This window comes from Drancourtella massiliensis, assembly GCF_016900655.1.
Taxonomy (GTDB): domain Bacteria; phylum Bacillota; class Clostridia; order Lachnospirales; family Lachnospiraceae; genus Sellimonas; species Sellimonas catena.
The window spans coordinates 23,479-34,975 of sequence record NZ_JACJKH010000030.1 but is presented as its reverse complement, the minus strand read 5'-3'; the positions used below and the strand labels follow the sequence as shown (position 1 = coordinate 34,975).

At 35.7% G+C, this 11,497-nt stretch carries 12 protein-coding genes; 10 read left to right on the top strand and 2 right to left on the bottom strand.

Annotation, left to right across the window (positions count from 1 at the left end):
• Positions 1 to 120 precede the first annotated feature (120 nt).
• Entirely contained in the window at positions 121 to 663 is a 543-nt protein-coding gene (locus tag H6A32_RS13825) for a DUF6040 family protein (RefSeq protein ID WP_275950827.1), read from the top strand.
• Between the two features lie 55 nt (positions 664 to 718).
• On the opposite strand, the gene H6A32_RS13820 is transcribed toward H6A32_RS13825, so the two are convergent.
• On the bottom strand, positions 719 to 880 hold the full coding sequence (locus tag H6A32_RS13820; protein ID WP_204864617.1) for an Arc family DNA-binding protein: 162 nt from the start codon (positions 878 to 880) through the stop codon (positions 719 to 721).
• A gap of 135 nt (positions 881 to 1,015) precedes the next feature.
• Between H6A32_RS13820 and H6A32_RS13815 the strand changes: the two genes are divergently transcribed.
• From H6A32_RS13815 to H6A32_RS13785, 8 genes are all read left to right on the top strand, one after another.
• Positions 1,016 to 1,726 carry a hypothetical protein gene (locus H6A32_RS13815; RefSeq protein ID WP_204864616.1) on the top strand — a complete coding sequence of 237 codons (711 nt, stop codon included), beginning with the start codon at positions 1,016 to 1,018 and terminating at the stop codon, positions 1,724 to 1,726.
• A gap of 230 nt (positions 1,727 to 1,956) precedes the next feature.
• Entirely contained in the window at positions 1,957 to 5,547 is a 3,591-nt protein-coding gene (locus tag H6A32_RS13810) for a DEAD/DEAH box helicase (RefSeq protein ID WP_204864615.1), read from the top strand.
• Between the two features lies 1 nt (position 5,548).
• Positions 5,549 to 7,282: an ATP-binding domain-containing protein gene (locus H6A32_RS13805; protein WP_138373856.1), complete on the top strand. Its 1,734-nt coding sequence runs from the start codon at positions 5,549 to 5,551 to the stop codon at positions 7,280 to 7,282.
• 35 nt (positions 7,283 to 7,317) lie between these two features.
• A complete protein-coding gene (locus H6A32_RS13800; RefSeq protein ID WP_171027986.1) occupies positions 7,318 to 7,494 on the top strand; it encodes a hypothetical protein in 177 nt (58 codons plus the stop codon).
• 6 nt (positions 7,495 to 7,500) lie between these two features.
• On the top strand, positions 7,501 to 7,662 hold the full coding sequence (locus tag H6A32_RS13795; protein WP_171027987.1) for a hypothetical protein: 162 nt from the start codon (positions 7,501 to 7,503) through the stop codon (positions 7,660 to 7,662).
• Between the two features lie 79 nt (positions 7,663 to 7,741).
• Positions 7,742 to 8,362: an AlbA family DNA-binding domain-containing protein gene (locus H6A32_RS16520; protein WP_243424943.1), complete on the top strand. Its 621-nt coding sequence runs from the start codon at positions 7,742 to 7,744 to the stop codon at positions 8,360 to 8,362.
• 93 nt (positions 8,363 to 8,455) lie between these two features.
• The gene (locus tag H6A32_RS16515; protein ID WP_243424942.1) at positions 8,456 to 9,124 is read left to right on the top strand and encodes a helix-turn-helix transcriptional regulator; all 669 of its coding nucleotides are present in this window, start codon (positions 8,456 to 8,458) and stop codon (positions 9,122 to 9,124) included.
• A 191-nt stretch (positions 9,125 to 9,315) separates the two neighbouring features.
• Positions 9,316 to 10,206: an HIRAN domain-containing protein gene (locus tag H6A32_RS13785; protein ID WP_204864614.1), complete on the top strand. Its 891-nt coding sequence runs from the start codon at positions 9,316 to 9,318 to the stop codon at positions 10,204 to 10,206.
• Positions 10,207 to 10,267: 61 nt separating this feature from the next.
• On the opposite strand, the gene H6A32_RS13780 is transcribed toward H6A32_RS13785, so the two are convergent.
• The gene (locus tag H6A32_RS13780) at positions 10,268 to 10,834 is read right to left on the bottom strand and encodes a helix-turn-helix domain-containing protein (RefSeq protein ID WP_204864613.1); all 567 of its coding nucleotides are present in this window, start codon (positions 10,832 to 10,834) and stop codon (positions 10,268 to 10,270) included.
• Positions 10,835 to 11,273: 439 nt separating this feature from the next.
• Here H6A32_RS13780 and H6A32_RS13775 point away from each other — a divergent pair, with 439 nt between their 5' ends.
• On the top strand, positions 11,274 to 11,435 hold the full coding sequence (locus H6A32_RS13775; RefSeq protein ID WP_204864612.1) for a hypothetical protein: 162 nt from the start codon (positions 11,274 to 11,276) through the stop codon (positions 11,433 to 11,435).
• The last annotated feature ends 62 nt before the right edge of the window (positions 11,436 to 11,497 follow it).

Genomic DNA, 11,497 nt, shown 5'->3' with positions numbered 1-11,497 from the left:
TTATAGTTGTCAAAACAACTATAACGAAATATCCTGAAACACACAAGAAAAAAGCGCGCCGCTTTTTCTGGCACACTGTAAAAGATATATTTATGAGACTGCTATTATAATTCGCTGTCTTTGTGCAGGAGACGGGAACTTTATTTTGCGGGACGACACCGGAGAATGATGCAGGAGATAGAGGGCAGTCTTTTAGGATTGCTTCTTTATTCTGTTATGATCACTCTGTTTTCTGCTGTCCGATCACAGGCATTTGCACAGGATGCAGGCAGGTTCTTTCAGATTATGTGGAGAGGTCTATCATGGCTGGTAGGTGGAATTTTAGGAGTTGGAAGATCGGTGGCAGGGATTAGTATCTATATCTCCCATCCTATCGTTTCTAAAATCCTGTATGGAATTCTGGAATGGGGAACCGCAATCCTACTTACCAGTGGAATCACTGCTGTATTGGTCTGGATTTTCTACGAAGGAGTGAAAGCCTATGCAGAATGTTTCGGGGATTGGATCAGTGCAGTGATATGGATTGCCAGCGGTGCGGTACTGGTATTTTTTGGAGACTGGATCAGAAAAGCTGTCCCAGTCAATCTTGTACTGCTCCTGCTGGGAGTGCATGGAATCTATATGGGTCTCCGATGGTATCTGTATAAAAAGGCAGAAGGATAAAAACAACCGCTTGAAAAGGTGTAAAAAATCTTTTCAAGCGGTATATTTTTTTTGCCTATTTTAATGTTCCATGGTCCTTTTCGTGCTGTGCAATCGCCTGACGTATCAGATAAAGCACTTCGCTGTTTATGGAACGACCATCAAACTCAGCAAGACTTTTCAATTTTGCGTGTGTCTCCGAATCAATTCTCAGACCTAAATGTTTATCCTTTTCCATGTGTATCCCCTTTATCTTAATTTAAGTACAGATCAAGTTCATTATATGAGTACATTTTAAGTTCAAATGATGGTATAATGTTCTAAATGGACTCATTTTAAGTACAAAATATTTTTCCACAAAGGATGTGAGGAAATGCAGGAAACAGAGAAAAGGAAATCCAAGTATTACAGAATCCCGGTATGGATGTTCTGGAGCATGATTGTTGTATTTGTTCTTTTGATCGGTGCCGTGTATTTTGGGGAGGAAATATACGAGAAATGGTTGCATAGCGGAGGAAGGGCTGAGATTTCCTATGTGGGTGCAGAATCCACTCTAAAAGAAAAAGCTGCCTGCTGTTTATGTGGAAGTAATGACTGGAGCCTGATGAACTATTATCGGCAGTTTGATACCATAGGATTAATTTCTTTAAATGACTGGTATGTGTTGGATTTTAAAACTGAAGAATATGAAGAAGATCGGCAATATGGACTGGATAACGGTTATACTTGCATTACTACTGGGAATACAGGAGAAATCATTTATCATGCAGAAGAAACGCCGTCTAGAGGGATGGCTTCTATTGAGGTTACACTGCCAGAGAAGTATTCTGTGGATATGGAGTTTCTGCGTGAAAATCTCTGTCAGGAATGTCTGGATAAAGTGCTGGAATCTATGGAGATCAGCAAGTGGAATCGGGAAAAGAAAGGACCGATACCGCTGTGTCTGGTGGATTTTAAAACATTAGAAATCTATTCACTGCAGGATTGGCATGTGGGGCAGACAATAAGGGATTACTGGGTGAAAATGGATTATGAAAATAGGAAGATTATGATTAGTGTTTTTACCTGCCCAAACGCCAGTTAAAAATTAATAAAATATATTACTGTAAAGAGTAGAAAAGTTGAGAAGAAGCGATTTGTGTTGTAAAATGTAGATTAAAGTGATACATGTTTTATGCGATGCATACAGTAGGATGCTTAATTAAAATGATAAAGCTTTTTTGACTGAATTAAAATATGAATTATTAAAAAGGGCAGATAGTCAAAAAGGAAAATAGAAAGATACATTGTGATAAAATCAAAAGAGGTGACCAAATGAAACTGACAGTTTATAAGGGGTTTAATCAGGAGTTTCTTGAAACTTTGCAGGAACAACCTTTGGTAGATGGTGAGATTAGTCAAAAGAAAAATGTTCTTGAATTTGATAAATCTACTAGAAAAAAACTTGCTCAAGCACTTATTTTACTTGATGAAGATGATTCTGTATGGATCACCTATGAAGAGTATGCTCTGATAAACAAGAGGATAGATGATGCTGTTGAGGAAGATGGTTTAATTTTAAAAATTTTTAGAAATAATCTGTATCCAGATTATTTCCCTATTGATTTTTCAATGTCACCAGAGTTAGCAACAGAAATTATTGATACAATTAATGGAGATACTCGTGCTGATAATAATGAAAGCGAAGAATGTAAGCGGTATCTTGCTGTATATAGCACAATTTCTGAAATTAATGGTATATATTATGGCAGTTTTTATGAATATGAGTATGAGCATTTAGAAGAGGCACCTGTAGAAGATTTTTATCCTTTTAATATAACAATTGAAGAAGGCCAGATACGCAGTGATTATGATGTTTTTATTAATGAAGATATTGACACATACTTGAGGGATTTGGAGCGGATTATAGCGATAAAGCCGAATGTTATTGGAGTAAGCTCTACTGATGGCGAAAGTGCTAAGAGAATTCAAAAGTCTCTTCAAGCGTTCTGTAAAGTGAATGGGATTTCGCTTGTTAAACATTATGAAAAATTGTCGGAAGAGATTGTCTTAGAACAGGAACTTGTTTCCATTGCACAGAATGATATTCATATTGATGGATTCACTGAGTTTAGAAAGATTCCATTTTACAAAAATCCGGATATTAATAAAGAAGTCATCGAACTTTCCCAAGCTCATATAATTGAGGAAATTATTAAGCAGGCAGAACGTTCATATGATGGAGAAAATGGCAATGCCTCTCGAGATATTTTTATTACTGCATCAACAGGAGCGGGTAAGTCCGTCATGTTCCAAATCCCAGCGGTTTATCTTGCAAAGAAATACAATAAACTAACTATAATAATAGAACCAGTTAAGGCTCTAATGCAGGACCAAAAAGAAAAATTGAATCAGAGTGGTTATACGAGAGTTGAGGTATTTAACTCAGATCTGATTTCTCAAGTTGAAAAAGAAGCTGTACTTCAAAGAATAAAAGACGGTGAAGTGGATCTTTTGTATTTAAGTCCCGAAACGTTGTTGTCGTATTCTATTGAAACCATTATTGGAGGCAGAGATATTGGACTTCTTATTGTTGACGAAGCACATATTGTAACTACTTGGGGAGTTGGGTTTAGACCAGATTATTGGTATCTAGGTAGTTATATTAATCGTCTAAGAAATCAGGTTCAGACATTAAAAGGTATGAAACGAAAGATCTATCATTTTCCAATTTGTGCTTTTACAGCGACGGCAGTAAACGGTGGAATAGATGATTCTGTTAGTGATACTATTATTAGTCTGTATATGGAAAATCCAGTAAAATACATAGGTTATGTACGACGTGAAGATATAAAATTTGATATTGTTCATCATGGAGAAGGGCGTAAGCTTTCCAAATCTGAATATGAAGAGGCTAAAACCAAAGCACTTGACGAAAGAATAAAAAAGTGGCTTGCTCACAACGAAAAAACTATTGTATATTTTCCATATGCTTCATTGGCTGGAGATGCTGCCAAAGGAGTTAGAGGTTTTGCAGGAATTACTCTTGACAAACGAATCGGCACATATACGGGTCGTAATATCAATGAGATGAGTACCGAGGCATTCAATGAGTATAAACACATGATATTCGAAGGATTTCGTAAAGGTACTACACCGATTATGCTGGCAACAAAAGCATTTGGTATGGGTGTTGATGTTAATGACGTTCAAAATGTATATCACTATGCTGTAAGTGGAAATCTTTCTGATTATGTTCAAGAGATAGGACGCGCTGCACGAAAGTCTTCAATGGAAGGAACGGCAATGACTGACTTTTTCTATAATGATATGACTTTTATGCGGGTGTTATTTGGAATGTCTCAAATCCGCCAATATCAAATAAAGAAAGTTCTCGAAGGTATTTATGATACCTATAAAAGCAAAAAGGGAGCAAGAAGTTTTCTGATTTCCCCACAATCGTTTACTTATATATTTAACGGGAAAAATGAAGGGGATTGCATTAACAAATTAAAAACTTGTCTCCTTATGATTGAAAAAGATTTCCAGAATAAGTTTCCTTTCAAGGTGCTTATTTCTCGCCCTCAGAGCGTATTTACAAAAGCATTTGTTTGTATTTCAAAAGATCACGAAACTGAAGTGCTTGCTTCAAAATATGGTAAGTGCATGAAATATATAGAAAAAGGACGTTACAAAGAAATTCAAGCAGACGGATCAACTCTTAGCGATGGTGGAGATATATATACTATTGATTTGAAACAGATATGGGAAGAGTTTCATCAAAACATATCCTTTCCACAGTTCAAGTATTGGTATTTCAATTCCAATTTGACTTCCAAGGATAAGGTTGAAATTATGCCGTCCATTCGGTCTTATATTCATCCACGACAAAGAGTAAGTGTTGAAGCACGAGGGGAGTATTTGATGTCTGATCTTCGGGAATTAATTTTGACCGATTTTGAGTACATATCTGATTTGCTGTATGGAAACTTTAGAAATACTTATTTTACGACAGAAGATTTTTCAAAACTTATTCGAGAAAAGTATGGTATGGCAAAAGCAAGAATTATTGCAAACTCTCTTTTCGAATTAGTTGACCCGAATGGAAAATGTATAAAACGCAGAACGAATGATTCTTCTGGAAAAACTTATTATTCGCTCACTCATGGTAATTTCAAAGAAATGATGCGTAAGCCGATTATTAAGTCTAAAATTATGAATAACTTATCTAGGACAAATGAAAGTGCATCATATTCTGGCTTTATGAACCTTGAGTCGGATGATACTTCGAGTACGACGTTAAAACTTCTATCAATTTTTGATTACATCACCTATGAAATTGCCGGCGGAGAGGAACCAGAAATTTTTATTCGTTTGAATGATCCAAATAAAGTGAGAAACATTGTTCTGGGTAATACATTTTATTCGAATAATTACGTATCTAAAGCTAAACAGAAACATGAGAGAGATGTCGCTATTCTACTAAAGTTTTTCAATGAACTAAAAACTGACGAAGAACGGTGGACATATATTGAAGAGTATTTTCTTGGATATGACGTCCTTTGCGGTGCAGAAACAAAGACTGTAAAAACGGTAAAGCTAAGCCGTTCTGTTGACAAAGAACATTCTTATCCTACAAATATGTTCCATAACTGGAGTGAACTTGCATCATTCTTTGATGATAGTGAGCAAGTCATCATTGAGCGGATGGCTGAGAATGATATACCTATACCCGAATATTTAGAAACTACCATAAAAAAATCTGATGAGGGGAATGATATCCTTATGTCATGGCCGTCCAAAGACACTTTGGTTTGTCAACAGGATACTGCTGACAGAACCATAGAGTATTTTGAAAGTAAGGGCTGGCATGCATACAAAATTTATGAAATAGACTATAATAAGATAAAGGGAGATTTGCGTTGATATGGCACAGATATATCCTATTAAAGAGGATCTCTCGGATGTACCGTATTCTGAAATAAGAGTATATGAACTCCTTGAACAACTCAATAACAATTTTACTATTTTCCATTCTGTTCAATGGGTAAAACGTGGTAATAAATGGAAATCAACATGGAAAGAAAATGATTTTCTAATTTTAAATAAAACTTTAGGGGCATTAGTTCTTGAAGTAAAAGGTGGAGATATTAGAGTTCATGGTGGAGTTTTTCATCAGATAAACACTTCGACAAATGAAGTTAGTATTTTGAACCCTGATAAAAAGAACGATCCTCTTTCCCAAGCTATTGATGGAATATATCATTATCGAAAAATGCTTGACACAATAGCACCGAATTTGAGTGATCGCTTTCCTATTGAGGCTGCAGTATGGTTTTCAACATGTGAGATCAAGAGCAAACTGCCTAACTTCCCATTAAAATATAGGGAAATTTCTGGTGCGGTTCTTGGGGATGAAGACTTTGAAAAGAAGGGACAGGCAATATATGATATTTTTGAATTTTATGCTTCTCGTGGAAAAGTTAATATAAGCGATGAGGAATATAATATGATTCTGGAATCAATTGCCAGTGACTTTGAATTAATATCTGCTCCTGGAGCTCGTAAGGGTGAACTGGATCATGCATTTTTGAAATTGACCAATGAACAAACTGGTCTTTTGGATTATATTTCAGAACAAAAAAGTGCAACAATCCAGGGGGTAGCTGGGACAGGAAAAACTTTGATTGCTAAGGAGGCTGCACGACGCTTTGGAGCCGACGGGAGAAAAGTATTGTTTCTCTGTTTTAATAGATTATTATTTACCTATTTGCAACACATGTATCCTTATGATAATGTGTCATACTGCAACATTCATACATTTATTGCAAAATATCGTCCGGGCGCAGATACCTCGTCAAAAGAAAAAAGAACAGCAGAACTTCTAAAGATTGATTGGGATTTTTTGGAGTTTGATGATGTGATAATTGATGAGGGGCAGGATTTTATGGAAGAAGAAGTTGTCTATTTTAAGGAATACATCGATCTAGTTGATGGTCATTTCTTTGTTTTTTATGACAAAAATCAGCTTCTGACAACACAAAAAGTTCCTGCGTGGATTGAAAACGCTGAATGTAAGTTGCTTTTAACTAAGAATTGTCGTAATACATATGAAATTGCGCTTACTTCCTACAATGTTATTGATATTTCATTGAATAAAAAAATAATGATGATTAATGGTGATCAGACATCCATTAGTTTTGTAAAAGGGGAGCCCATAACACGACTTGCAAAACTTATTAGAATGTTGACTGGCGAACATTACGGCTATGAATATTCAGATATTGTTATTCTGTCATTGAAATCAGAGGAAGATTCTATTCTTGGGAAGATTAATAAAATAGCTGGCATCCCGATCACCCGTGAAAAAACAAATTCTTCAATCTTGTTTACTACTGCAAGTAAATTTAAGGGACTTGAAAGTCGTGTTGTAATTATTGTGGACATTGATGAAAAAAGTTTTACAGATGAAGAAAGAAAGCGGATGTTTTATGTTGCTTGTTCAAGAGCCACTCAATACTTGAATCTTTTTATTAATGGGGATGAACAGAAAATTAAAGATATAGCAGATGCTATCAGTAGGAAAAGTCATTTCGCTGCAAAAGGACGTATTGCTATGAAAACACAAGCAAAAATTCTTGATTTAGATGAAATTATATAGAATTCGAAAGATTATAAAAGTATGGGATTAGTATTATGGAAATTGATTATAAAAGGTTGAGAAGCGATTTGAAAGATTATTATGGAACGGCAATGTTTCAGGGATTTCCAGTAGCAATGTTTGAAATATCAGTAATTGAGAAAGCTGATGGGGAAGAACTTATTTGTATTGCTACAAAATTAGGATTTGACTTACAAAGGTATTATAGGTGACATAATATGTTTGTGGAAGAAATGAAAGATTATTTGGAGAAGTATTATGAAGCAGCAGGTTTTGCAGATTTTTATGAACGAGTTTTGAAGGGAATGCCAGATGAAGATGTGATTAAAATGTATATGGACACATTTGGAAAGCAAGAAGATATAGTAATCGAAAAATAAAAACATAGGTATTTCCATATAAACTTTATTTTTGTTATAAGATGCGTGTAAGTAGTTAATAGTAAAAAGGGGTGATGCAATGACACATGAAAAAATGCGAGAAATGCTTTCAAAAGATGAAAAGATAACCATAGAATACAAAGAATGTGTAAATCAGATACATGATTCCGTATATGAAACAGTGTCGGCATTTTCCAATCGGTATGGTGGCTATATTATTATGGGCGTAAAAGATGGAGGAATCCCGATAGGTGTGAATCGAAATGCTGTTAAGGATTTAAAAAAGAATTTTGTAAATCAATTGAATAATCCTAATAAAATGTCACCTACTCTGTATTTATCTATAGAAGAATTTGAATATGAGGGAATGTTGTTGTTATATACCTATGTTCCGCCAACATCAACGGTAGAAAAATGTTCCGGACGTGTGTATGACAGAAATGAAGAAGGAGATATGGACATTACAGATTCTCCAATACAAATGGAAAATCTTTATGCCAGAAAGAGCAATACCTATACGGAAAGTAAGCTGTTTCCTTATGTTCGGGAAGAACATTTGAGAACGGATTTAATGCAGAAAGTTCGGAGATTAATTTCAAATAACAATCCTCGTCATGAATGGCTGAAAATGTCAGATAAGGAACTTATGGTTAGTGCAGGACTGTATGAAACAGATTTTGTTACAGGAGAGCAGGGATAGAATCTTGCAGCCATATTACTGTTTGGAAAAGATGAGGTAATCCAATCTTGTGTACCGGGCTATGTTACAGATGCGCTATGCAGAAAAGAGAACATGGATCGGTATGACGATCGTTTAATTGTAAAAACGAATCTGATTGAGAGTTATGAAATTTTAATGGAGTTTATAGCAAAGCACACATCAGATAAATTCTATCTGGTTGATAATGTGAGAACTAGTGTCAGAGATTTGATTTCAAGAGAGGTTGTAAGTAATATTTTGGTTCATAGAGATTTTTCCAGTGCGTTTCCGGCAAAGGTCATTATTGAAAAAGACTGGATTCGGACGGAAAACTGGTGTAGACCACGGCGTCAGGGGAATATCTTGGAAACGGAATTTACACCATATCCTAAAAATCCGATTTTGGCAAGATTCTTTGTTGCTGTAGGGTTGGCTGATACAATAGGTTCCGGGGTTAGGAATTTATACAAATACACACCTATTTATACTCCGGGAGGAAAACCGGAATTAATTGAGAATGACGTATTTAGAATTAACATTCCGATTACAGAAACAGCAGTCCATGAATATGCTGAAGAAAATGAATTAACAGAACGTGAGACTACGATTTTAAAAATGATAAAAGCAAATAATAAATTGACCGTTGAAGAAGTTATGGCTGTTTTAGACATTTCGAGGGCAACTGTATTTAGAGATTATGCAAAAATCCGAAAAAAATGTGGAGTTTCTTATGATAAAAAAGCGGGTGAATGGAAATTATAAGTCTCATATTAAAATGAGACTGGTGAGATTTACATGAGACTACACACCAAACTTTTGAATTTTGCATGCAAAAAAACTGTATATATACGATTTTTAAAGGTGTATGATAAAAATAAGTCTCATGATCTCATTAATTTGATGAGACTGTGAGACTTATTTTGTGAAAACATATATGTGCTAAAGGTGAGGAAATGGCAACAGATACAGGAGATTGTACGATATTTTTTTATGGTTCGAAAGAAAAACTGAATGAATTGACATTCTTTATGAAAGAAGCATGGCGAGTTCATTGTAATTCAGAAAGCTATGAGGTTAATAGAATCGATGAGTATAGTTGGCTGGGGGATTATGACGAAGAGTGGAATGTTATCCATTCACTGGGTCAGGTAAATAGCTTAGGGTATCAGTTGATTCCTGGCTTTTTGAAAAAAGTAAAAGAAAAATTCCCGGAACTTTCAATAAAAGGAATTGTGAACCATAATTGGCTGATCTGTGAAGGCGAAGAACATATGAAGATCACTTCTGAAAGTAATTCCACAGAAGTCAATTGTGAAAAATGGTGTCTGAAAGAGTTGGATTTGCAGGACTGGGAATCGGAAGAAGAACAGGAAAGGGCACAAGCGGAATTAGAAGAAAGCTGGTGTTCAACAGAGCAGGAATGGCAGGAAAATTTGTTTAACAGCGAAGACTTATTACGAATTGATTGGTATAGGCTGCAAAGCATGTTAGAGCAACAAATGGTTGTCGGAACAAAATATGAAGATAGACCCGTTAATATAGCCAAATTGACAGATGGGGAAAAAGTTTTTCTGGTGAGAGAACCGGAGAATATTTATGATGCAAATGCGATAGAGGTTAGAAGTGAAATTGGATCATTAGGACATATTCCCGCAGAGATTAGTGCAAAATTATCGCCACTTATAGATGAAAAGATTATTGAATGCGAAGCAACGGTGATAACAACAGTATCAAAACTGGAATATGCGGAAAAAGTTTCTGGAACAAAGGTTTTAGAAAAGAATCGAGAAAAACTGGCAAAAGAACCTCTTTTATGGATAAAAATTCAGATACATAAGTGCTGATTGTAATTAGTCTCACAATCTCATGGATAAAATGAGACTGTGAGACTGGTATGTAATATGTTTAGGCGGAAACGGGCGGTTTCCGCCATTTTTTCTTCGGTTCATGTTTTCCGCAGTCATCACAGGTCATAGGCCAGTTGATTTTCCACTCAAAATATTCGTTTCTGGTAATCTCACCGTTTTTTAGTTCATTTTTTCTTATGAGCCATTCTTTTAGAAAATCGTTTAAAATTCCATAGTTAAACCACAGGCAGACCGGAGGATGAGCCGGCCATTCATCATTATCATGATAACGGACGGTGGTATCACCGTTATCGTTGCATTTTTCGTCAGGGTAGGTCTCAGGAAGAAACATATTGATAGAGGACGGATTAAATTCATCCAGCCAGAAAAGCAATTCCAGCATCTCAGAAGCATCCCGTCCGGCAGTGTCATATAATGTCCACGGGTTTACATCCAGAATTTTTGCAATCTGATCTACCAAATCTTTTTTCGGGACACGACTTCCATTTTCATATTGAACAATGCGATGCCCGTCTTTTTCTCCTATTCCTAATCTAAGCGCCAGTTCTTTCTGGGTCATTCCCCGGAACTGGCGTATTTTTTTTAATTTAAGATTAAAGTTCATGATTTCCCAATCCTTTTTATAGTGTTTTCAAGTTTAATTTTATTTTACTACTAAAAATTTCATTTGTAAACAGAAAAGTGCACAAAAAAGTGCACTGGTGTATTGACTTTGGTTTTACACAGGAATATAATGACAGTAAAATAAAGTGCACAAAAAAGTACACTATAAAAACTAATCGCACATTGAAAAATAAATGAGCTGTATGATCTGTCAACAGACTGTCGCCATGAACCGGATGCTCGGAGAGCGCAGACAGACACTCCGGAAACGGTGGGAATGCTTCGAGAAGGAGGTGCCCATATCCCGAAAGGGTAGAGGTTATCTGAAACGATAACGACAGATAATATGAATGGAAGCCAAACCCAGATTCACAAATAACTGCAGATCGCAGCAGAAATGAGGTGATTCCGAAAAATATAATAGGAAAGGGGGAGGTATAATGTGTAAAGAACTGGAATATGCAAAGAAGATAGCACTGGTAAGAAAATTATTCCGGGCAGGGGGATTGTCTGAAGCGGAATATAACGGAGTGAGAGCAAAGCTGATGGATATGTATCATGTTATTGAAAATGATTTGGAAAAACAGTCGGTTTTGGCTTGAAGAATAGAAAAATGAAAGAGGAAATAATCATGGAAGAGAAAATATTTCAACAATCGTTCATA